Source organism: Pseudoalteromonas sp. APAL1 (assembly GCF_021532475.1).
In the GTDB taxonomy this organism is placed as follows: domain Bacteria; phylum Pseudomonadota; class Gammaproteobacteria; order Enterobacterales; family Alteromonadaceae; genus Pseudoalteromonas; species Pseudoalteromonas lipolytica_C.
Window position 1 is genome coordinate 1 of record NZ_JAKGAW010000045.1, and the last position, 22,628, is coordinate 22,628.

Here is a 22,628-nt window from a genome sequence, read left to right on the forward strand (position 1 = left end):
GGAATGGAGCAGGAATAAAGAAAGAACAAGTATAAACTGGCTATTTAATGTTGAATCAGCTCGTGAAAAACTTGAGAGGGCTTATGGTGCCCTCAACTAGTCAGAACTTGTGTGATGAAGTACTAGCGCGTCCATTCTATAAATTGGCGGCCTGATTTTTTTGCATTGAGCTCAAGATAGTGCTCAGCAGTGTTGGCCTAAGATTTAAAGGCAGCAAAGCATGGGTTTCATGCTTTGCTGCCAACATCCATGTTGTTAAAGAGCGGTTACTGTCGTTTATTAATTTGGGTCTGTTGGTGGTGTTACATCAATTAGCCATGCTGGAATGTAGCCATTTTCAACAGTGAGCTTGTAACCTTTTACGTCTTTAGCGATGATGGCTAGGGCAATAAGGGGGATAGCTAAACCTCCTCGTCTACTACCTATACGCTCTTCGTCACTGTAATATTCTTTATGGGCCAGCAAGGCTTTTTCCATGGCTTGATTATATTCTTGCTCGCCGTTTTCAGTGAAAATGGCGGTAATAATAGGAATGAGCGGCCATTCTAAACGACTTACATAGAGGTATGCTTCATCATCAACGTAATCATCTGAGTTACAGGTGATATAGGCTTGCTCGATTAAAGGGGCTAAGTCGGCACTAGGGTTAAATAACCCTTTGAGTAAGTCAGACAGTGCATAATCAAAGGGTCTCAGTTGATTACCATAATTAGCTGTTTTAAACACATCATTGTCGATGGCCGTTAAGTAAGCGATAGCGTCATGGTTACGGGCAATAATACTGCTGTACAAAGCAAGTAGCCACACGGGGTGCTCAGCATGTTCAGGGTCGCGTTTACCAGTTACTTCTAAATATTCATCATCGTAAAAGAAAGGGAAAGGTTGGCCGTCATGGGCATTGCTTTGGAAAATACCATGTCCTAATTGCGAAGCGCGAATAACATAGAGCCAAGCATGGTAGCTATTAGGGTTTTGAATCGCTTCCATGGGGAATGTGTTGATTAAGTTTGTATTAAAGCTAAAGTGCATTTGATACCCAGGGTTTTTCTGTATCATTTCAATTTCATCGACTTGCAATCTATTATATAGCTTTATGGTTCGGTCGTAGCTTACTTGTGCAAAGCTGTAATGGCTCTCAATCATTTTATTTATTCCTTAAAATCCTATATCAAAAATCGATACGTCAATAACATCAACAAGCCCGGCGTCATTGGCTTTTGATACATGATTACTATTAACGGCAACAAAGCATGGGTTTCATGCTTTGCTGCCAACATCCATGTTGTTAAAGAGCGGTTACTGTCGTTTATTAATTTGGGTCTGTTGGTGGTGTTACATCAATTAGCCATGCTGGAATGTAGCCATTTTCAACTGTGAGCTTATAGCCTTTTACGTCTTTAGCGATGATGGCTAGGGCTGTTAAAGCTAATGGGATGGCACCTTCGTTTGCACCTTCGTGGTCTTCGTTGTTGTAATATTCTCTATGGGCCAGCAAGGCTTTTTCCATGGCTTGATTATATTCTTGCTCACCGTTATCAGTGAATATGGCGGTGATCACCGGGATAAGCGGCCATTCCAAGCGACTAACATATAAGTAAATTTCATCATCGGCATAATCATCTGGGTTACAGGTAAGGTATGCTTGCTCAATTAAGTTGGCTAAATCAGCACTAGGGTTAAATAAGCCTTTAAGTAAATTGGCTAATGCATAATCAAAGGGTTTAAGTTGATTACCATAATTAGATGTTTTAAACACATCATTGTCGATAGCCGTTAAGTAAGCGATAGCGTCATGGTTACGGGCGATAATACTGCTGTACAAAGCAAGGAGCCACACAGGGTGCTCAGCATGTTCAGGGTCGCGTTTACCAGTCACTTCTAAATACTCATCATCGTAAAAGAAAGGGAAAGGTTGGCCGTCATGGGCATTACTTTGAAATATGCCGTGGCCTAATTGCGAAGCGCGAATAACATAGAGCCAAGCATGGTAGCTATTGGGGTTTTGAATCGCTTCCATGGGGAACGAGTCAATGATATTACGGGTAAACTGTGTATAGAGTCCTAAGCGAGGATTTTTTTGAATACGGGGTATATTTTTATCTTCGTGCTTTTTATAGCGCTCTACCATATGGTCATAACTAACTTGTGCAAAGCTGTAATGGCTCTCAATCATTTTATTTATTCCTTAAAATCCTATATCAAAAATCGATACATCAATAACTTCGATAAGCCCTGCATCATTGGCTTTTTGATACATGATTATTATTAACGGCAACAAAGCATGGGTTTCATGCTTTGCTGCCAACATCCATGTTGTTAAAGAGCAGTCACTGTCGTTTATTAATTTGGGTCTGTTGGTGGTGTTACATCAATTAGCCATGCTGGAATGTAGCCATTTTCAACTGTGAGCTTATAGCCTTTTACGTCTTTAGCGATGATGGCTAAGGCTGCAAGGGGTAAAGAAACTGCACCTCGATTGCTCCACATTCGGTCTTCATCACTGTAATACTCTTTATGCGCCAGCAAGGCTTTTTCCATGGCTTGATTATATTCTTGCTCACCGTTATAAGTGAATATGGCGGTGATCACCGGGATAAGTGGCCACTTCAAACGGCTTGCATAGAGGTATGCTTCATCTTCGACATAATCATCTGGGTTACAGGTAAGGTATGCTTGCTCAATCAAGTTGGCTAAATCAGCACTAGGGTTAAATAACCCTTTAAGTAAATTGGCTAATGCATAATCAAAAGGTTTAAGTTGATTACCATAATTAGATGTTTTAAACACATCGTTATCGATAGCCGTTAAGTAAGCGATGGCGTCATGGTTACGGGCGATAATACTGCTGAAAAAAGCAAGTAGCCACACAGGGTGCTCAGCATGTTCAGGGTCGCGTTTACCAGTCACTTCTAAATACTCATCATCGTAAAAGAAAGGGAAAGGTTGGCCGTCATGGGCGTCACTTTGAAATATGCCATGGCCTAATTGCGAAGCGCGAATAACATAGAGCCAAGCATGGTAGCTATTAGGGTTTTGAATCGCTTCCATGGGGAACGTGTCGATTAAGTTTGTTTTTAAGCGAGTGTGCATTTGATAACCAGGGTTTTTCTGTATCATTGCCAGTTCATTTTCTCTTAATCTACTATATAACTTTATGGTTCGGTCGTAGCTTACTTGTGCAAAGCTGTAATGGCTCTCAATCATTTAATTTATTCCTTAAAATCCTATATCAAAAATCGATACGTCAATAACATCAACAAGCCCGGCGTCATTGGCTTTTTGTTGTATACCTACGTACTCAATTTGTTGGCTTTTAGTCGCTATTTCAATCTCATCTAGCATATCTTGAATGCTCTCAACCTCTTTCACAAAATCTTCATCGCCTGCTATGTAGCGAGGGTCTTTCATTAGGCTCTTTGACTGTTCACTGTAGTTTTCAATTATCGAATTCATATACTTTTCAGAGCCTTGCTGGGCTCTTTCTTCTCCTGCTACACGACTACCCCAACTGGCATTACCGCCTTTGGCTTCGATAATTAATACTTTACCGTCTTCTGTTATATACACTTGGTCAAACTGGCCTTGCTTTCCTTTGCCGGGGAGCTTACTTGCCAGTGGTGTGGCATCTGGATAATTTTGTTTCACATAAATGCGCGCCGCTTCTTCGCCCAGTGCTTCACTGGCTAAGCGCATGGCACTTTGCGCTTCTTTTAATGCAGTGGCGTTTCCGGCAAGGAGTGCGGCATCACGCTTGGCTACAGCTTGATTGCGTGCTGCTTCAAACTGTTTGAGTCGCTGTTTAACGTTGTCACTTAAATTAGCATGATTTATCTTTAATTTTTGCGCTATTTTGTTAAACACATTTATTTGGTCCGACACGGGTACTAAATTACCATTTTCGTAACGTAATTTAGGGGGCTTTTTGCCATCAAGGCGACTAATAATGACTTTACCTTCACCGTTGGTATATGCGCGGTAATTGCCGCGCATATCGTCAGATAATTCAGTGAGTAATAAATATTCAGCATGGTCTTTTGCTGACACATGCGTCGCCACAGCGTGGTTTTTACTTGGCTGTAACTGTGTATCTGGTTTGGTTATTTTGGCTGAAACAGTCGGATGTTCAGCCGTCACAGCATGTGATAACTGTTTATTTAGCTGCTTGCGTTTAACAATTTCGGCAATCTGAGTCAGTGCTTTATTTGCTTTTGCTAAATACCGTGATTTACTTGCCAGTGAAGCGGCCGCACCCACGCCACCTGTGAGCAGTGCTAATACGACCTCAAATGCCAAAATACCTGTTAATCGTTCTTGCTCTACGTGTGAGTGGGCATCAATATACTCGTAAGGGAAACGCGCTAGCGCCAAGCGGGTTTGTTCATCATCAAGTAGAATGTAAAGTAACTCACATGCTTGAGTAAGTGATTGGGCTGATTTTTGTGAGAAAGAAACAATTGTTTCTAGCTCATATTTAACGGCTTCTTTATCACCGCGAGCAATTGCTTCTATAATTCTAAAGCAAGCAGAGTACACACTTATATTAATATCAATACCGAGTACAATCAGGTCTGCTACGCCCTCAATAAGTGACTTTGCACCTTGATAAAAACCAGTGGCATTTGCACCTAGCTCTATCATGTATTGGTTAAATAGGCTTTCTTGTTCAAACAAGGCATCTTCAATGGCCGCTTTTTGTCGAACTTCATTTAGCATTGCTTCTAGGGTCTGCTTAAACTCATTACGCAGTGCAACTAATCGCTGTTCGTCGTCATCAGATGAAGCAATAAAACGAACCTGACTTTGACCTTGCGGCACGTTGGCTAGTTGCGCTTTGCCATTACTGAGTGAGCCGGTGTGCTCATGGCCAAGGCTATCGATAAGCGAGTAACGAATATTGTCTTCAGCACTGCCATCTAGGTAGCAATAGCTTAAGTCTAGTGTGCATAGTGTAGTAGAATCGAGTGAGCTATCAGCCAAATCAAATGATGAAATAGCAGGCGCACGACTCACATTAACGCTTTGTGCACGCGCTGTACTTGGGCTTTCAATATCGTAATCAACGGGGCCATCAAAATTTATAAATGTGCCATCGAGGGTGAGTACATCGGTGGCAATAATCTCAACATTTCCTTGACTGTCGAGTTTAATTTCGCCGCCTTCGTTATGGAGAATTAAATCACCACGGCCTGAGCCTGTAATCGCGATTGACTGGTTAGTTTGCAAAAATGTTGAGCCATTGGGGGCCGAAATAGTTAAGTCACTTGAGCTAGTTTTAAGCTGAATATCGCTTTGCGCAAAAGCTTTAACTGCGCGACCACTGACCATCGACAGTGCTTGACGAGATTCGATGAGGGTGTTTTTTCCTTGCCATGCTTGGCTACCTGCACTTTGCATGTTGATATCGCGGTTTTGCGTGCTAAGCGAAACATTGTTTTTAACATCAATAAACTGATTATTTTTAATCACAAACTGAATGTTGTCGTTCTCAGTTGTTAGGCAAAGGTCTTTACCTGCATGTAAGTTAATGGTGCCGAGCTGGCTTATCCATTCTATAAATTGGCGGCCTGATTTTTTGGCATTGAGCTCAAGATAGTGCTCACCGGCTAAGGTTTGTAAAATGATTTTAGGTGCTTGCTTGTCATCATCAAACTGCAGCTCGTTTTGCGCCGCACTGACCAGCCTGTTTTGCGTATTATTTGCAGCGGTGACAACGCTTGGCTGCGATTCACTCATCGCAAAGCCCATTAAAAACGTGTTGTTGGGGTCGTTATTTATACAGCCAATAAGTACCTCAGAACCACCAACAAGGGGGAAGTGCCAGCCAGTGGCCTGAGGTTGGTTTTGACATGCGTATAAAGCAAGTTGCTGAATTGCTTGGCTTGATTGCGCAATTGGCCTTGCTGTTGTGTCAAAATCAGTTCGCACACGGTAGCAACCTAAATCATCAATGAAACTAGAAGTCGTTAAAGACTCTACCTTAGCCGGAAATACCATAGGTTTGGGTTGATGTGGCAAAGGTTTGGCTTTAAAAGGCGTACCACGTTCGATAAATTGTGCTTTACAACTATAGCGTGTTAAACCTTGGTGACTATTTTCGTCATTAGGTTGTTCACTGCTGTGGTGCACGCTAACACACAGTAAATCAGCACTACTGCCCGTGCCGGTTTGATCGTCAATTGCAACTGAGCTACCCGCAAATAAATCACATACATTACCCACTAGCTGTGTTGTTTTATTGAGAGAGGCTAACGCGTTACTGAAATCTTGCGCTTGTAATGAGGCGGCACTGGGTGTTGCTGCGCATGGTTCAAAGTAAGATTGACTGTTACTTGCGACCTTTAAATATTGTCCATGAGCCACGCAGTTAGTGCGATCATTGTAAATAGAGTGGTGTACTTGGCTGCTATAAAAACCAACGTAAGCGGTATTGTCATCGTTATTCATACCAGCTGAGTTTTGGACTGATACTATACCGCGCTGCAAATATGGGCTGTTTAAGTTGCTATCACTGATCACTAACAATTCGACGTTATTTTTTGTTTCGAACCAAATAAACAAACCGAATTGGGTTAGTAAGCGTTGTAGAAAATGCCAGTTTGTTTCCATTGCTTGCACACACTGTGGAAGCGCAGGCAGTGACGAGCCGACACGAAAATCAATTTGCCCTGGAGAGTAGCCTGCACAGAGAGCTAGATAAGTAATTACATCCTTTAAATTAACATTTATAAATACTTTACTATTAGTTGTATTTTTAAGTGAGTTTAGCCTGTCACTTACTTTTATTTTATATCTATTTGTGTTGTTGAATGTGCCTAAATCGGATACTTCAGAGATGATGCCGGAAACATGCCTGTAATGGTTATCTTTATTAATGAATGTTAACAATGAACTTTGTAAAAGTGCTTGTTCTATCTTTATTTTACTTATGCTTTCGACAGTTAAGAAAAATTCAAAGCCAGCGTTTAAAGTCTCAAAGCCACTAACTCTAGTGACATTAAAAGAGGTGTTATTTATTTCGACAGATAGCCGAGAGAAAGACATATCCTTGTCCTTTTGTAACCGATTCCAATATAAAGAAGTTAGGAAAATACACACTTATTGATTAATGATCAATAGAATTATTTAATCTTTGTTGTGCGATATTATTTTGTTCATGATTTTTTAATTTATTTCCAATACTACAGTATTGCTTTTTTGCTGTTTTGAGTGAAAGTTCTATTTTTTATTTGTTTTGAGTTGACTTTTTATTTGCTGTGTTTGTATTATGCCCCGAATTAATGGACTTATTTAATAACTGTTGCTAGTTGAGCCGTATTTTATATTTTTCAATCAAGGATGATTTGATGGATAAAAAACTTTTTATAAATCAAGTTGATGCGCTTTATGCTTTAGCTTGGTCTCTGACCATAAATATCTCCTCCTTACTTGATCATACAGGCATTCCAGCACACCGAGTGTTTTCTGATTCGGTGCTCGACCATTTTTTCTTTTTTATAAATAATCCTCCAAGAGAGGATGGTAAGATTATTTTAATTAAGGGTAATATAAGAAATTATATTGATGAGTTGATTTTAATTAATGCAAAGTTAATCTCTTCTGTTGACTCTGTAGTTATTAAGTCGCTTGCTGTTAATGAAATAGAAGTAGAAAAAGAAAGCTTTATTTCTAAATTTTTCAATAATAAAAAGTGGTCAGATAGTGCAACTATTCGATTTGACAGGGTTATTTGCCCTGTTTATGAAGAGATACTTTGTAAAAACTAAACAAATGTCGATGAGGTATAAATGCGTTCTTCAATATGTAAACTAATATTAGCACTTCTTATTTTCTCGTTAACTGGCTGTATGAGTACTAAGGTAGCGTTAGATATTACTGCGACAGACAACTTGAACTTAAATCAATATGATGAGGCATTACCTGTAGTATTGAGAGTTTATCAACTGTCTGATATTCAGAGCTTTAAAACAGCTACCTTTGAAGATTTATGGAAATCTGACAAGTCAGTATTATCAAATACTTTGATCACTGTTGAAGAAAAAACAATCAACCCAGCAGAGCAAACAAAAATAGAATTTGAACAAGCAGAAAATGCACGTTTTGTTGCAATTGTTGCCTTGTTCAGAGATCGCCAAGGAAATAAATGGAAAACGTTTTATCCACTTGGTGATGGTCCAGTTAAATTATCAACGTCACTTGATGTTCTTATCACAAATAACGAAGTTCAGTTACCTGATGTGGACGAGGCAGAGTAATGAACGTTAAAGGGCCAATAAAACCCGTATGGGCTGAAGGTGTATTGCTTGCACAGCAGCATTTTCAGTTGTTTGATGATTTTCATGAACAAAATCAGATTGTTAGGCAAGCTTTGATATCGCCATTGGCCTTTGGTTTGCACCACCTCACAATTGATGAATCAGCATTAGCACGCGGTATATTAAAAGTAACTAGCTTTAAAGCTATTTTAGAAAACGGTCGTTTAGTTGAGTTTGACCGTCAATATCACGAAGAGCTAAAGCTTGAGCTTTCCGCAGATGCAGATGATATAACGGTGTACTTAGCGATTGCAGCAAATAAAGTTGTAAGCGATATTGAAGGTTACGCGTCAAGTGGTCAACTCAGTGCTTATCAAGCTGATTACATTGAACTTAGTGATCATCATGATGCAGCAAGAAATCGTGAAGTGTTAATTGCAAAACCTAATTATATTTTGCTAACAGATAATGATGTAAAAACGTATTTTGATACGCTTGCTTGTATCAAAATTATGCGTGCTGAAGACGGCTCGTTTAAAGTCAGTAAAGAGTTTGTGCCGCCATTACTAACGATACAGGCATCGTTTTATTTAACCGAGTTGCTTAATAGAACGGCTAACTTGGTAAATGCAAAAGTGAACGTATTGCTTGGCCGTAGAAAGAACTTTGGTTCAGTCACTGATTTTGGACCAAACGAAATGAATAGCTTTTTGCTTTTAAATGCAATGGCGCCATCAGCAAAACGTTTAGATCATTTGAAAAGCTTGCAACTTGTTCATCCAGAAAGATTATATTGTGAATTAGTTGACTTAATAAGCTCTGTATCGATGTTTGAGCACAGCGATTTAGTGAGTCAAATCCCACCCTATCAGCACAAGCAATTAACTCATGTCTTTGGCACTTTAGATATTTTATTGAGTAAATTACTTGAAGGTGTTGTTCCGAAGAAGATGGCGGGTCTCAAACTTGAGAAGGTATCGAATGCCATTTATCAAGTTGCCACCATTGACTCAGCCATTTTCGATAACAACGACTTTTACTTGGCTGTTTACTTTGAATCTGAAGATACCAAGTGGATCGATACTTTCAGTGATCAAGTCAAAGTTGGCGCCACTGAAAAACTCGAAATTATGATTGCATCGGCTCTTGCGGGTGTGCAGTTAACACATTGTCAGCGACCACCTAATAAATTAGCTATCAAAAGTGGCTATGAATACTTCCGTTTAGAGGCTCATGGTTTTATTTGGCAGCAAATTATTGAAGAGCAATCGCTTAGTTTATTTATTCCATTTGGCTTACAAGCGGCGCAGGTCGAAATTGTTACTGTGGCAAGAAATTAGGACGCAAGACGATGCAAGAAGCTAAAAACGAACTTGATTTAATCGCCTGTATTGCGCCAGTGATAAACGCGCTTGCGCCATTAAAGTTAAAGCAATCGACAGATCTTGAACTTAACGACTTCCGGGAGCAGTTACTTACGAGTTTTGATGAGTTTGAACGTAATTGTTATACCCAGCAAGTAACAACCAGTGTTATGCAGGAAGTTAAGTTTGCGCTTACTGCAATGTGTGATGAATTTGTAATGAGCTCTGGTGCGCATTTTCGAATGGACTGGATGTCGAGACCCTTACAGCTTGAGTTTTTTGGTAATAATCGAGCGGGTGAAGAATTTTTTGAGCGATTAGCAAAACTTCGAACCGGTGGTGAGCCAAAATTTGCTGCATTAGAAGTGTATTACATTTGTTTGCAACTTGGCTTTGAGGGTATCTACAAAGTCAAAGGAATTGAACAACTTAAGGCTTTAATTGTTGATATTCGTGCGCAAATTGAAGACGTACGTGGTACACCTCGAGGGCAGTTATCTGATAACGGTGTGCCTCTTGAGGGATTTGCTATGAAGGTGGGTCGAAACATTCCTTATTGGGTGATTTTATCAATTTGTTTAGCATCGATTGTTTCGCTTTTTGCTGGCTTTCATTTTGTAATCAATAAGCAAGCCTCACAGAGTACCCAGCGTATAGATAACCAAGTAGAAGTACTAACGCAACTAAGTAAAACCAACGAGTCTCGATAGGAAAAGTAATGCAAGGAAGAGTAAATAAAAGCGGCCTAGTGCACTTTTTACTGGGCTTAGTGTCATCAAGAGCAACAGGTCAGCTTATTGGTTTAATTGCTGTTTTAAGCATTATTTGGTTTGCTGGACGTATTGTAGGCTTAGATACAACAGATAAAAAACTAATCGCGATGGGCAGCGTTACTGCTGTATTCATAGTATTTATTTTTATACGTTGGCTGTGGACTAAACGTTCTGGCGATAAGTTAGCCTCTGAACTTGCGAGTCATAATGCGGGTTCAAGTGCTGAACTAAACGAAATAAAAGAAAAAATGCAAGAAGCATTAAGTTCATTAAAAGCATCTCATTTGGGGGCTGGTTATCGGGGTAACACTGCACTTTATGCTTTACCTTGGTACATGATTATTGGTCCATCAGCAACAGGTAAAAGCACACTTTTTGCAAATTCAGGCTTACATTTTCCTTATTCTAATTCGAGTGAGCTACATATTCAGGGCTTTGGTGGCACACGAAATTGTGACTGGTGGTTTTCTGATCAGGCGATACTTATTGATACTGCAGGAAGGTATACAACAGAGCAGTCAGAAAACCAAGAGTGGCTCTCATTTTTAAGCCTATTAAAGAAATACCGTCCCAAATTACCAATTAATGGTGTGATGGTCGCTATAAGTGTTGCTGATGTTTTAACTGCAGATAGTGAAGATATTCGCCAACATGTAAAGCTTGTCCGTGAGCGAATAGAAGAGCTTATTACGCAACTTGGAGTTATTTTTCCTGTTTATATAACGTTTACTAAAACAGATTTAATTAGCGGTTTTGAGCCATTTTTTAATGATTTAACAGAAAAGGAACGCGAGCAAGTTTTTGGTGCATATTTGTTAGACATTAGTGAGGACCAAAAAAATGATCCGGCTGAAATGTTCGAAGTTCGTATGGAGGAGTTATACCAACGCCTTTGTGAGCAACGTTTAAGTAAAGTTGCCCGCGAACGTAACGAGCACCGTAAGCAGTTAATTTTAGATTTTCCGAATCAATTTAAATCGGCTTCAACTAAGCTCACTGAGTTTGTGAATTTGCTCTTTAAAGCCAATCCGTATCAAGAGGTTCCGTGGTTTGCAGGTGTGTACTTTACCTCTGGTACACAAGAGGGAACACCGATTGAACGCATTACCAATGGAGTGAGGGATCAATTTGGCGCTGTTGTTGTTGAGCAAAAACAAGAAAGCATTACACAAAGCTACTTTATCAACCGTGTTTTTAATGATGTGATTTTCAAGCTTCAAGACCTAACTCGTGGTAACCGAAAAAAACGCTTAGTTGGCCGTTGGTTAAAAGGACTTACCGTAACTACCGGACTTGCCTGTATCGCTGCAGTGACTACATTGCTGATCACCTCTTATACCAGTAATCAATTGTTACTTAACCAAGGAGAAGCACGAGTAAAAGCGATAGTTGAAGCGAATGTAAATAAAGCAACAGACACGAAAAAACTCGCGGCTACACTAGCATTATTTGAACACTACCAAAAATTAAATGATTTTGAGCAACAACTTCCTTGGTACTTTATATTTGGTATTTATGAAGGTGATGAAACAATTGCTAGCATTAAAAATGTTTTATTTAATCAATTAAATCAGTTGATTACTTTTCCAGCTGAAAAACAAACATTAGCAAAGCTTAAATATTTTGATGCGTTATGGCTTACCGATGACTCGGATGCGAAAGCGGCTGCTCGAAAAGACTATTATGATTCTTTAAAACTTCATTTAATGTTAAGTAGTTTGCCTGAGCATAAAGATACTGACTTTGCTAAACAGCAACTGCTCAGCCTTATGAGCCAACATTTTAAAATAAACTTAGAAGAACAAGATGACTCACCTATAGCTGCACAGCTTAGTGTTTTAGTCGACTTTTATTTGGCTAATTTAGGGTCAGATATCGATAACCCTGGAGACATTTTGTTTTGGCAGAATAATGAAACTGCTGTTTTAAATGCTCGCAATAACTTAAATACTCAGCCCGAAGCAAAGCCATTGTATCAGCAATTAATTAGTAGTTTTGCCGACCGTAAAAAAGCCATTCAACTTAATGACTTTATGGCTGCAAAAAACCGTGATGTACTAAAAACTACTTTTAAAATCCCTTATGTTTATACAAATGAAGGATGGCAAGAGTATGTTTATCCAGAAATTATGCGGATCTCACGACTGGTTTTTTCAGGAGACTGGGTCATGGGTACTAGTAATGATAATGGAGAAAATGTAGTTGATGAAGCTAAGGCCGAAACTTTAGCTAAAGCAATGCGTGCGTATTACTTTAAAGATTATGGAGATACCTGGTTCGCATTTTTGAATAGTATTCAACTTCCTGTTTTTAAAGATTTAAATCGCGCTAGCATTAATTTCTCACGTCTATCTTCAACGGATGGTCCACTAATTGATTTAATGTCACTGGTTAATAGCAATATTGTTGTTGCTGATAAACCTTCAGCATTAGAGGCTAATAATGACAAGATTGCCACAGTTGTGTCTGGTGCGACTGATGTGGCAACTAAGAAAACGTCAAAAGGAAAGCTGGCAGAACAAATTTTAGAGCGTCCAGATTTCTCTCAAGTTAGTACCGTTAGAGCACCTGAGCTAGAAACTCGGTTCTCAGATTTACGACGCTTTTCACAATATGAAGAGGGCAAAAATATGTCTGACTACATGAGTCAATATATTAGCTCTCTGAGCAGTATTCATTCAGATATAAAAGCGATGGCTGCAAGTAATGAAGATGATGCACAAGCCATGATCTTTGTTCAAGATTTACTCTCTGGAAATAGCCAAGAGAATGCTTTGCAATCGTCATGGATCATTATTGAAAGCCAAACTCGAGCATTAGATCCCGAGACAAAAGAGACCCTTGATAAGCTTTTTAAAGCACCATTGCAATCAGGTATTGCAACTATTATGGCTAAAGCAAGAAGCCAACTAAATGAAGAGTGGGAAAATCAAGTTTATACCATGTACAACAATAGCATTGCAGGGAAATACCCTTTTAACTTATCGGGGCCTGATGCTGCAATTGCAGATGTATCAGAGTTTCTAAATAGTGAAACCGGTGTGCTATGGGCTTTTATTAATACGCAATTAAAACCATTTATGAAAGTTCGTCGTGGCGTCTGGGAAGAAAAGCAATGGAATGGTGTGGGGATTGGCTTTAGTAAAGAGTTACTCGATGGTTTAACTAAAGCGAATAAAGTCACTCGCTCTTTATTTCTAAATGGTGCAGATGCAGCAGGGTTTAATTTTCAAATGATGCCAGTACCACAAAAAGGCATTCGTGAAACGTACCTTGGTTTTTCTGAGCAAGGGTATCGTTATAGAAATGAGCCAGAAGAGTGGCGTAATTTTTCGTGGCCAGGTCGAGGAGCAGCAGAAAAAGCTCTCTTATACGGTTTAGATAACTCAGGCCGCAGAATAACCATTGAACAGGATGGACCATGGGCGCTATTAAAAGTGCTAAATGAAGCAAATGTTAAGTGGATAAAAGGTACTGAGTTTTTAGCGACATGGGACTTAAAAGATAAAACAGAAAAAAAATTAACTGTGCAATTTTCTTTAAAATCAGGGCGTAATAGCGGCATTTTTTCAAAATATTTACTGACATCATTTTCATTGCCTAGCTCTTTGTTTGCTTCTAACCCTCAACTTGCTCAAGCAAATCGAGCAACGGTTCAATAGGAGTAAACATGTTTGGTCTTTTCAATAGAAAAAAACAGCCTCTGCTTGTTAAACAATTCGCATATGGTTACATGGGGAAAACCCCAGTTCGCCCGGATTTTATAAAGCTGAATATTTCTTCCCGTGAGTCAGTCGCGTTTGATCACTGGTTACAGGAGGGCTTTGCTCACCTAAATAGAGGTACAAAAGATGGCAAAGCAGCTGCTTTAGATGGTGTTGCATCTTTATTTTTTGTGTCTGGAAATAGTGATGATGGAAGCCTATTAGGTGTATTGCAGCCAAGCGAGGATAGTAGCGGGCGTTTCTATCCATTTAGTTCATTTATTCACAGTGGTTTAGATACGTATAAGCGCCATCCTGCTTTTTTATTTTTGTATGCAAGCCATGTGATTGAGCATTTACTTGGAGTCAATAACAGGATTGTAAACGCTAACTCTATTGAGGAAATGGCTGAGCAAGCTAAAGCATATAATAAAGTCGCTGATGCGTTGAAACATTTACCTAATCTAAACCAAGAGCTTGATAAATTACGCACAATGCCTATGAGCTTAATTTGGCAGCATTTAGGAATTTCTGAGCTTCATAATAGAGCGATACTTATTGAAGAGTTGTCTGCCGTTTTAAAATCTGTTGCTAACCGAGGGTGTCTAAGGACTCAGTTTGGTATTCGTTTACCTATGCCTGCATTTAGCCATGAAAGTGCGCTTGTTGCAGGGTTTTGGCTCCATTTAATTGCATCTGTTGTTGCAGATCATAACTGGCAGCCATGGTTTTTTTATCAGTTAGGTACTAATAAATATAAGCCAAGCCTAACAGTATTTTGTCGTCCTGTACCTGCATCGTATTTTGGCTCTGTTTGGTTAACTGCAAATAAGTCTGCAGACATTATTGATCTAACAAGCTTATCACTTGAAAAAGCGCCGAGCGACTACAGCTTAAACTTTGCAGATATGGATAACATGAGTATTTATGATGCATTAAGAAGGTGGTGCAAAGCATGATTACTCAGAATCCTCATACCCATAAAGATTGGCAGCTTTGGTTAGACGAGTTAAGTGCTCCTTTAAACGGGTTAGTTTGTGGTGAAGATCTTAAATATGATGAAACTTTTAGAGTGTTAAAAGCTTCTTCTTCTGGGGTCGGTGAAGTTGACTTTAAAGATATGTTCATTCAAGCCACAGACTTATTGCAAAACCAAAGTAAAGACTTACGACTAGTCAGTTACTTATCTTTAGCGGCAACCAGTGAGTTTGGTGTTGTCGGATTAACATATTCATTGAAACTGTTTAATCAATTATTGAGCCAGTTTAGTGAACAGGTGCATCCTTTAAAAGCACGTATGCGTTGTGCAGTTAACACGTGGTTTTTACAACAACAAGAACGCTTAAAAGGAATCGCACAAACTCAAGCAGCTAGTCCTGAACAATGGGCTGAATTAGAAGCTGTCTTAGCTGAATATAATCAGTCTTCAGTGCCGGTACTTGATGCTGAATCAGGGCCTTTATCAACTCTGAATGAGTGGGTTAAAGAGCAAGTAATTCGCAATCCTGTCGCTAAGCCTGAACCTGAAATTAAAGCTGAGCCTAAAACACAAGAGGCGACAGTAGTTAGTGAGCCAATAGCAGAGCCCGTAGCGCAACAAGTTGTTCAAGCAAAACCAGTGACCCCTGCTCCAAAAGTGACTGACATTGCCAGCGATAGTGCTTACCTAGCGGCAATTCGTGAACTGCTTAATTTTGATAAAGAACAAAATAATATTGAACGAGTTTTAAAGCTCTCGCGTGCAGCACGTTGGTCAGGATTGGCTATACCTGCCAATGAAAATGGTAAAACAAGACTACCAGCACCGCGTACAGCAGCCTTCGCTCCCATTGAAAACGCTCTGGCAACGGAGCAAGCCGAGCAAGCATTGCTACTTGCCGAAGGTTTATTCATGGAAGGCGCAATGCAGTTTAATTTGAATCTGCAAATGCTTACTTTGTCTGCGTTAAAACAGCTTAATAAAGCAAAATTAGTTCAGTGGTTAGAGCAACAACTAGTCACTTTAGTCAGTCAATTTCCGTTATTGACCAATTTACAATATGACGATGGTTCGGGGTTATGCAGCCCGCAGAACAAAGAAGCGTTATTAGAAATTGCCAATTCACAAGCTTCGCAAAATGAAACAACTCATGCGCAAGCTAATCCATTTGACGAGCATTACAAAGCCTTAAGCGAGCAAGTTGCAAAAGGGCAGTTAAGTGCAGCTTTAAGCTTAGTTGCACAATTAAGTACACCAACTGGATTTGATCAAGCTCAAAGTCAATTGCTTAAAGCAAAACTATTACTTAAAGCAGAGCATTATGAGCATGCATTGGCAATTTTAACTGAATTACTCGAGCAAATTGAAACTTATCAATTAGCGAAATGGCAACAACAGTTTTGCATGGAAGTATGGCGCTTCGCCAAGCAATGTTATGCCAATTTGTCTCAGGCTGAGAGTGATGACATGAGTTTAGCTGCTAAAAAAATTAGCCAGCGAATGATGGTTACAAACCCGGCTCAAGCAATAGCGTGGGTTTAACACGCCTAATTGGAATTTAGTCGTTAGACAAACAAACTGCAAAGGAAGAAACATGACAGATACATTTCAAAAAGAGATCCCACGAGCTCGGATTAACATATCGTTAGAGCTTGATACTGACGGGGCATCACAAAAAAGCGAATTGCCATTAAAAATGCTGGTTATTGGTGACTATTCAAATGGTCAAAATAGCCAAGACCTTGCTGAGCGCGAACGCGTGACGATTAATAAGAATAACATTGAGCAAGTACTGAAAGATATCGCGCCAAAAGCGAGTTTTCAGGTGGCAAACAAGATAAAAGGCGACGGTGATATCAATGTTAATTTGCAGTTTGATTCATTTAAATCTTTCGATCCAGAGCAAGTTGCTGCACAAGTACCTGAATTAAACAAAATGATGGCAATGCGTAACTTGTTACGTGACTTAAAGTCGAACCTCCTTGATAACTCATCACTTAGAAAAGAGTTGGAGCGTGTTTTACAAAACCAACCAGAACTTGATGAGTTAAAAGCGAAGCTAGATGAAATAGCGCCGCTTGCTTCTGAAGACGAAAAAAAACCTGTGACGGAATAAGGACGCCGCTATGTCAATGCAAGAACAATTAAATGTAGCTGCTCACACAGTTGAGCAAGCGCCATTATCAACCTATGAAAATCTATGCAATATGGTTGATATTGCACCTGTGGGTGATGAAATCAAATTAGATACATTCAGAGATGCAGGTAATCTAGCAGAAACACGTGCCAATGAACGCCTCACTGCAGCAATTAATGTATTTTTAGATATGGCAGGCACCAGTGGCGAAGCAGTCACACGCATCGATAAGCTGTTGCTTGATGATTATATTGCAAAAGTAGACACCATTATCTCGCAGCAATTGGATCAGATTTTACATCACCCTGATTTTCAGAAGGTTGAATCAGCGTGGCGTTCATTACGTTATTTAATTAATCGCACGCCAAATAACGCGAATATTAAAATTGAAATGCTCGATGTTGATAAAGAAACATTGCGTGATGATTTTGAAGAAGCACCAGATACAACACAGTCAGCGCTATATAAGCATGTTTACACATCAGATTACGATACGCCAGGTGGTGAACCGGTATCGACTATGGTGTCTAACTTTGAATTTGACTGCTCGGCAACTGACGTGTCTTTACTACAGGAAATTTCACGTGTATCAGCAGCGGCACATTGTCCGTTTATGGGAAGTGTTGGTCCTAAATTCTTCTTGAAAGACTCATTAGACGAAGTTTCTAAAATTCAGGATATTGGTTCTTACATGGAACGTGCTGAATTCTTACGTTGGAAAAATTTCCGTGAATCAGAAGATTCTCGTTATATTGGTCTTGCTTTCCCACGTTTCTTACTACGTCTACCGTATGGTGATACAAACCCAATTCGTAACTTTAACTACCAAGAAGATGTGAACAGTCAGCATCACGAGCGTTACCTATGGGGTAATGCAACATTTGCATTTGCTGCCAACATTATTCGTAGCTTCCATGATAATGGCTGGTCTGTGAATATTCGCGGCCCACAATCGGGTGGTAAAGTTGAAAATTTACCTCTGCATTCATTTGAAGCAGGTAAAGGTTCTGAAACTAAAATTCCTACAGAAGTACTTATCTCAGAGACCAAAGAACTTGAGTTTGCTAACCAAGGATTTATTCCTCTTAGCTATTACAAAAATTCTGACTTTGCGTGTTTCTTCTCGGCAAATAGTGCGCAAAAGCCGCAAGTGCTTGAAACAGCAGAAGCAACTGCAAATGCTCGTATTAACTCGCGTTTACCTTATATCTTCTTAGTGTCGCGTATTGCTCACTACTTAAAAGTATTGCAGCGTGAAAATATTGGTTCGAGCAAACCTCGTCATGAGTTAGAACAGCAGTTAAATGATTGGTTAGGCGCTTTGGTAACGAAGATGAATAACCCGGATGAGTCGCTAATTGCAACGCACCCGCTTAAAGACGCAAAAGTAACGGTGTCGGAGATCCCAGGAAATCCAGGTTATTACCGCGTTAGCACTTACATTGTGCCGCACTTCCAAGTGGAAGGTATTGATGTTCGCCTTGCGCTAGTTGGACAAATGCCTGGCGAAAAATGAACTGCCAAGCCGCCGATGAAACGGATTTAAACAGGCTGTGTAAAAACGTCAATTTGGTGAGTAGCTGGTTGGTGTAAAAGAATGGCCCCAAGTTGGTTGCAGCCAACTTGGGACATGTTCCCCAGTGGCATGAAGCATCGGGCTTTTTGGGGGGCATAAACAAGGTTGTTTGTGCCTATGCCATCAAACAGGAAACAATTCATTCTAAAAGGAGAATAATGAAATGGCAATTCCAGCGTATATGTGGTTAAAGGATGACCAAGGTAATGACATCAAAGGTTCTGTAACTGTTGCAGAGCGTGAAGGTTCAATTGAGATCCTACACTTTGATCATGAACTTCGCATTCCTACAGATAACGACACAGGCGAATTAACAGGTACTCGTAAGCACGAACCTTTTGTTATTACAAAAGCGGTTGATGCAGCAACACCTTACCTGTACAAAGCGTGTTCAAACGGTCAAACACTTAAGCAACTTGAGCTTAAATGGTACCGTATTGATGACACAGGGACCGAGCGTGAATATTTCTGCCACAAGTTGGAAGATGTAAAAATCACCTCAATTTTACCAACAATGCATAACGTAAAAGACTTAGACAAGGAGCGTTATCCGCACCTTGAAACAGTTAGCCTACGTTATAAACGCATTACGTGGACTTACCTTGATGGCAACATCGAGTTCTCTGACTCTTGGACTGAAGGTCGATAAGTCAGCAAAATTAAAGGATATGCGAAAGCATATCCTTTTATTAGAGGTAAGTTTATGGCGTTATTCGATTTTTTAACTCAACCTGTCACACGAAATGGTCATCAAGGCTTTCAAACTGATGAGCAAAACAGTGTCTGCAAGCATCTAAATGAATTACTTAATGCGCGTCGTGGCGTTTTAAAACATTTGGCCGATTATGGGCTGCCCGATGTCGAAGATATCTACGAAGGCCTACCGTATTCACAGCATACATTGGCGTTTGAAGTTAAAAAATTGATAGAGAAATATGAGCCACGAGTTCGTTATGCCAATGTCATTCCAATGGAAATTCGAGAAGAAAATTGTGTGATTAGGCTCGATATACAAGCATTTTTAACCTCTGGGCAATGTATCAAACTTAACACCCGATTTGAGTCGGGTGGTAAAGCTGATGTGGCAGAACATGCCAAGCAGTTTGATTAATTCAGCGTAAAAGGATAGTTCAATGCAACAGTATTTTGATGCACAAATGCGCTTATTAACCCAAGCCGGCAAACAGTTTGCTCAGCATTACCCTGAGCACGCAGGCATGTTAAATATCGATGCGCTAAAAGATCGTGACCCTCATATTGAACGACTACTAGAAGGTGTTGCGTATTTAACTGCGCATACGCAAAAGCGTTTAGATGAGTCTGTTCCTGAGGTATCAGAGCAAGTGCTGCGTCAGTTATGCCCTATTTTATTGAGCTATTACCCATCAAGCACAGTTGTAAAGTTTAGTCCTAAGCTGGCAATGCAAAAATCACATCTTATTGAAAAAGGGCTGACGCTAAGCGCCGATAAGTCAGTGGTTGATAATAAACATATCACCTTTACAACAACCCACGACTTACAAGTCAGTCCCCTTGATGTTGAGCATGTGCGATATCAAGAGTCGCATTTAGGGTCTGAGCTACGTATTGGTTTACGTTTTGTTTGCCAAGGAGAGCGCAAAAACTATGACCTTGCAAATTTACAGTTTTATTTACGTGGTGATACGCCTTTATGTAGTTCATTGTTTAAGCTTTTAAAAACTGCAGAGCAGTTTACTGAGCTTGATTTTGGCCCCTCGCATTTTGAACATAACAAAAAGTTAAAAGTAAAAGGCTGCAGTGCTACTTATTTAGATATAGATGGTGCTCTATTACCCCATGCGGAACAAAGCCATCCGGGCTATGCGTTGCTGTTAGACTACTTTAACGCGAAAGACCGTTTTTACTTTATGCGCTTTGATGGTTTAAAAGATCTGACCTTACCCGAACATATCGATCGATTTGAGCTGGTGTTTAGAGGCAGTAGTAAATTACCGCCTGGTCATCAATTAAGCCGCGATAATATTTTACTCAATTGTGTGCCAGCCATTAATTTGTTTGCGCAACCAGCAGAGCCAATACGCATAGAGTCAAACCGTACTGATTACATGATCACCGCTGATCAAAACAGAACAGACCATATCTTTAGTTACACCATTAATGAGGTTAAAGGGCGAAACTCGTTAAGTGGTAAATCGTATGATTATACCCCCAGATATCAAAGTGTGTTTGAAGATGAAAAGAAACTGTTTACCGTTTTAACCAAAGATGTGGGTGGAGCTGCGCCGTGTCATTACTTACAGCTGCCATTTAATCTCGAAGAAGAAAAAGAAACTTTATCGGTTGATTTAACCGTTTTTAATGCTGGTTGGCCAAGACAGTTACTCCAAGAAGGCGATTTAAACATTGGTGGCCCTGATATGCCAAGCATTGCCAATGTAGAAAACGTAATTCGCCCGACTAACTATTTACCTTGCCCCGAACAGCCAAAGCACTGGCAGTTGATAAGCCTATTAAATGTGAAGTTTTCACAGATTACACAAGTCACCGAATTAAAACGCTTACTGGTATTATTTGATTGGTCACAAAAAGCTGAAAACCGATTACGTATTGATAGTATTCAAAAAATTACAGCAACACCGATTAGTCAAATTAAGCGCGGCATTTTTATTAAAGGTGTTGATGTATTGATTGATATTGATGAAAGCAAATTTGTTTGTGATGCCGACTTATACCACTTTTGCAATATGCTGCATCAGTTCTTTTTAATGTACGCGCCAATTAATGAAAGCGTGCAAACCCGAGTCAATGCGATTCCAAGCTATAAAACCCATTGTTGGGAAATTGAACCGGGTAAGAGTTATCAGTTATGAATATGCACGAATCAATAAATCATCCTGTTTGGGCAAAGTTACCTGAACCAATAGAAAAGCTGATTGCAGCCCCTTGGCAGTTTAATTTATTTAAGGCGATGAGCCTAATTGAAAAACATTGGGCAACACCTTCAGAGCTTGAAAAAGGGATTAGCGAGCGAGTGCTCTTTAAGCCTTATAAAGAACTTGGCTTTCCTGCCACGGATGTTCGCAGCTGTGAATTAGATAACCTTGGCCGTGGCCGATTAAGTTTGTCGACATCATTTTTAGGCTTGTATGGTGTAGATGCACCTATGCCACATTATTTACTCGAACAGGCGGCCAGTGATCAAGAAAGTGGGGGCCGAGTAAGGCAGTTTTTAGACATGTTTAACCATGTACTTTATTGCCAATTATTCCAAGCATGGAAAAAGTCGCACATCAATGTTGAAGGCCGAGGTGCAGCGCAATTCGATCATTTAATTGAAGCTATTTTATCAACCAAAACCGAGCAAAAAGTTCAGTGTGGGATCGCAAGCTTAAAACAAACTAGTGCGGCGGGTTTAGCGCAATTACTTCGTCACTCATTAGAGGTTGAGCAATTAAGTGTGGATGATACTCGTGCAAATTGGCAGCAAATAGACTCACCAAGTTCATTTGGTCAAGATCAACAAATGGTGTTAGGTGAGTCTGCGGTTCTTGGTGAGCGCGTGTTAGTGAGTGGCAGTGTACTAACCATAGTGATTGGTCCTGTGGATTCTGACACCGCGATAGCGCTTAACCCCCAGCATTCACAAGGTAAGAAAATGGCAACCATGTTAAGCACTCACTTACCCAGTAATGTGCAATGGGTTTGTCAAATTAAGGTGGCTAATAAAGCGGTATCAGAGCAAGTCATAGGACAAAGCGATTTATTACTCGGCCATAATGCCTATTTAGGGCGCGCTGAAGCAAATATCAGCGTGCATAGTTACACACGTCAACAATATCAACATTAAAAGTAATCAGGATT

The 22,628-nt window shown here is 39.9% G+C and carries 17 protein-coding genes; 13 read left to right on the forward strand and 4 right to left on the reverse strand.

Going from position 1 to position 22,628, the window contains the following annotated elements; all coding sequences use genetic code 11:
* Positions 1–279: 279 nt before the first annotated feature.
* The 4 genes from L1264_RS17440 to L1264_RS17455 all read right to left on the reverse strand — a co-directional run bounded on the left by L1264_RS17440 (position 280) and on the right by L1264_RS17455 (position 7,041).
* Positions 280–1,143, reverse strand: a complete 864-nt coding sequence (locus L1264_RS17440) for an immunity 49 family protein (protein WP_199526728.1) — start codon at positions 1,141–1,143, stop codon at positions 280–282.
* A 166-nt stretch (positions 1,144–1,309) separates the two neighbouring features.
* Positions 1,310–2,173 carry an immunity 49 family protein gene (locus tag L1264_RS17445; RefSeq protein WP_199526679.1) on the reverse strand — a complete coding sequence of 288 codons (864 nt, stop codon included), beginning with the start codon at positions 2,171–2,173 and terminating at the stop codon, positions 1,310–1,312.
* A 167-nt stretch (positions 2,174–2,340) separates the two neighbouring features.
* Positions 2,341–3,204 carry an immunity 49 family protein gene (locus tag L1264_RS17450; protein WP_199526680.1) on the reverse strand — a complete coding sequence of 288 codons (864 nt, stop codon included), beginning with the start codon at positions 3,202–3,204 and terminating at the stop codon, positions 2,341–2,343.
* 12 nt (positions 3,205–3,216) lie between these two features.
* Positions 3,217–7,041 (reverse strand): contractile injection system protein, VgrG/Pvc8 family, encoded by a 3,825-nt coding sequence (locus tag L1264_RS17455; protein ID WP_199526681.1) that lies wholly within the window; start codon positions 7,039–7,041, stop codon positions 3,217–3,219.
* A gap of 302 nt (positions 7,042–7,343) precedes the next feature.
* Here L1264_RS17455 and L1264_RS17460 point away from each other — a divergent pair, with 302 nt between their 5' ends.
* The 13 genes from L1264_RS17460 (at position 7,344) to tssG (ending at position 22,614) form a co-directional block, all read left to right on the forward strand.
* The gene (locus L1264_RS17460; RefSeq protein ID WP_199526682.1) at positions 7,344–7,763 is read left to right on the forward strand and encodes a hypothetical protein; all 420 of its coding nucleotides are present in this window, start codon (positions 7,344–7,346) and stop codon (positions 7,761–7,763) included.
* Between the two features lie 21 nt (positions 7,764–7,784).
* Positions 7,785–8,252, forward strand: a complete 468-nt coding sequence (tssJ, locus tag L1264_RS17465) for a type VI secretion system lipoprotein TssJ (protein WP_199526683.1) — start codon at positions 7,785–7,787, stop codon at positions 8,250–8,252.
* The gene (gene tssK, locus L1264_RS17470) at positions 8,252–9,592 is read left to right on the forward strand and encodes a type VI secretion system baseplate subunit TssK (RefSeq protein WP_199526684.1); all 1,341 of its coding nucleotides are present in this window, start codon (positions 8,252–8,254) and stop codon (positions 9,590–9,592) included. The genes tssJ and tssK overlap by 1 nt, the downstream gene beginning before the upstream one ends.
* Before the next feature lie 11 nt (positions 9,593–9,603).
* A complete protein-coding gene (icmH, locus tag L1264_RS17475) occupies positions 9,604–10,326 on the forward strand; it encodes a type IVB secretion system protein IcmH/DotU (RefSeq protein ID WP_199526685.1) in 723 nt (240 codons plus the stop codon).
* 8 nt (positions 10,327–10,334) lie between these two features.
* Positions 10,335–14,051 carry a type VI secretion system membrane subunit TssM gene (gene tssM / locus L1264_RS17480; RefSeq protein ID WP_235404300.1) on the forward strand — a complete coding sequence of 1,239 codons (3,717 nt, stop codon included), beginning with the start codon at positions 10,335–10,337 and terminating at the stop codon, positions 14,049–14,051.
* Positions 14,052–14,059: 8 nt separating this feature from the next.
* Positions 14,060–15,052, forward strand: a complete 993-nt coding sequence (gene tagF / locus L1264_RS17485) for a type VI secretion system-associated protein TagF (protein WP_199526687.1) — start codon at positions 14,060–14,062, stop codon at positions 15,050–15,052.
* Positions 15,049–16,614 (forward strand): TssA family type VI secretion system protein, encoded by a 1,566-nt coding sequence (locus tag L1264_RS17490; RefSeq protein ID WP_199526688.1) that lies wholly within the window; start codon positions 15,049–15,051, stop codon positions 16,612–16,614. The genes tagF and L1264_RS17490 overlap by 4 nt, the downstream gene beginning before the upstream one ends.
* Positions 16,615–16,666: 52 nt before the next feature.
* Positions 16,667–17,188, forward strand: a complete 522-nt coding sequence (tssB, locus tag L1264_RS17495) for a type VI secretion system contractile sheath small subunit (RefSeq protein ID WP_199526689.1) — start codon at positions 16,667–16,669, stop codon at positions 17,186–17,188.
* A gap of 10 nt (positions 17,189–17,198) precedes the next feature.
* Positions 17,199–18,725, forward strand: coding sequence for a type VI secretion system contractile sheath large subunit (gene tssC / locus L1264_RS17500; RefSeq protein WP_199526690.1), 1,527 nt, complete (start codon positions 17,199–17,201; stop codon positions 18,723–18,725).
* A 223-nt stretch (positions 18,726–18,948) separates the two neighbouring features.
* Positions 18,949–19,434 carry an Hcp family type VI secretion system effector gene (locus tag L1264_RS17505; protein WP_054554067.1) on the forward strand — a complete coding sequence of 162 codons (486 nt, stop codon included), beginning with the start codon at positions 18,949–18,951 and terminating at the stop codon, positions 19,432–19,434.
* A gap of 54 nt (positions 19,435–19,488) precedes the next feature.
* A complete protein-coding gene (gene tssE, locus L1264_RS17510; RefSeq protein WP_054554066.1) occupies positions 19,489–19,896 on the forward strand; it encodes a type VI secretion system baseplate subunit TssE in 408 nt (135 codons plus the stop codon).
* Positions 19,897–19,918: 22 nt separating this feature from the next.
* Positions 19,919–21,637: a type VI secretion system baseplate subunit TssF gene (tssF, locus tag L1264_RS17515; RefSeq protein WP_199526691.1), complete on the forward strand. Its 1,719-nt coding sequence runs from the start codon at positions 19,919–19,921 to the stop codon at positions 21,635–21,637.
* Positions 21,634–22,614: a type VI secretion system baseplate subunit TssG gene (tssG, locus tag L1264_RS17520; RefSeq protein ID WP_199526692.1), complete on the forward strand. Its 981-nt coding sequence runs from the start codon at positions 21,634–21,636 to the stop codon at positions 22,612–22,614. The genes tssF and tssG overlap by 4 nt, the downstream gene beginning before the upstream one ends.
* Positions 22,615–22,628: the final 14 nt, after the last annotated feature.

Coding starts and splice junctions, on each gene's coding strand:
- L1264_RS17440 (WP_199526728.1), bottom strand. CDS start 1,143: ATGATTGAGAGCCATTACAGCTTTGCACAAGTAAGCTACGACCGAACC.
- L1264_RS17445 (WP_199526679.1), bottom strand. CDS start 2,173: ATGATTGAGAGCCATTACAGCTTTGCACAAGTTAGTTATGACCATATG.
- L1264_RS17450 (WP_199526680.1), bottom strand. CDS start 3,204: ATGATTGAGAGCCATTACAGCTTTGCACAAGTAAGCTACGACCGAACC.
- L1264_RS17455 (WP_199526681.1), bottom strand. CDS start 7,041: ATGTCTTTCTCTCGGCTATCTGTCGAAATAAATAACACCTCTTTTAAT.
- L1264_RS17460 (WP_199526682.1), top strand. CDS start 7,344: ATGGATAAAAAACTTTTTATAAATCAAGTTGATGCGCTTTATGCTTTA.
- tssJ (WP_199526683.1), top strand. CDS start 7,785: ATGCGTTCTTCAATATGTAAACTAATATTAGCACTTCTTATTTTCTCG.
- tssK (WP_199526684.1), top strand. CDS start 8,252: ATGAACGTTAAAGGGCCAATAAAACCCGTATGGGCTGAAGGTGTATTG.
- icmH (WP_199526685.1), top strand. CDS start 9,604: ATGCAAGAAGCTAAAAACGAACTTGATTTAATCGCCTGTATTGCGCCA.
- tssM (WP_235404300.1), top strand. CDS start 10,335: ATGCAAGGAAGAGTAAATAAAAGCGGCCTAGTGCACTTTTTACTGGGC.
- tagF (WP_199526687.1), top strand. CDS start 14,060: ATGTTTGGTCTTTTCAATAGAAAAAAACAGCCTCTGCTTGTTAAACAA.
- L1264_RS17490 (WP_199526688.1), top strand. CDS start 15,049: ATGATTACTCAGAATCCTCATACCCATAAAGATTGGCAGCTTTGGTTA.
- tssB (WP_199526689.1), top strand. CDS start 16,667: ATGACAGATACATTTCAAAAAGAGATCCCACGAGCTCGGATTAACATA.
- tssC (WP_199526690.1), top strand. CDS start 17,199: ATGTCAATGCAAGAACAATTAAATGTAGCTGCTCACACAGTTGAGCAA.
- L1264_RS17505 (WP_054554067.1), top strand. CDS start 18,949: ATGGCAATTCCAGCGTATATGTGGTTAAAGGATGACCAAGGTAATGAC.
- tssE (WP_054554066.1), top strand. CDS start 19,489: ATGGCGTTATTCGATTTTTTAACTCAACCTGTCACACGAAATGGTCAT.
- tssF (WP_199526691.1), top strand. CDS start 19,919: ATGCAACAGTATTTTGATGCACAAATGCGCTTATTAACCCAAGCCGGC.
- tssG (WP_199526692.1), top strand. CDS start 21,634: ATGAATATGCACGAATCAATAAATCATCCTGTTTGGGCAAAGTTACCT.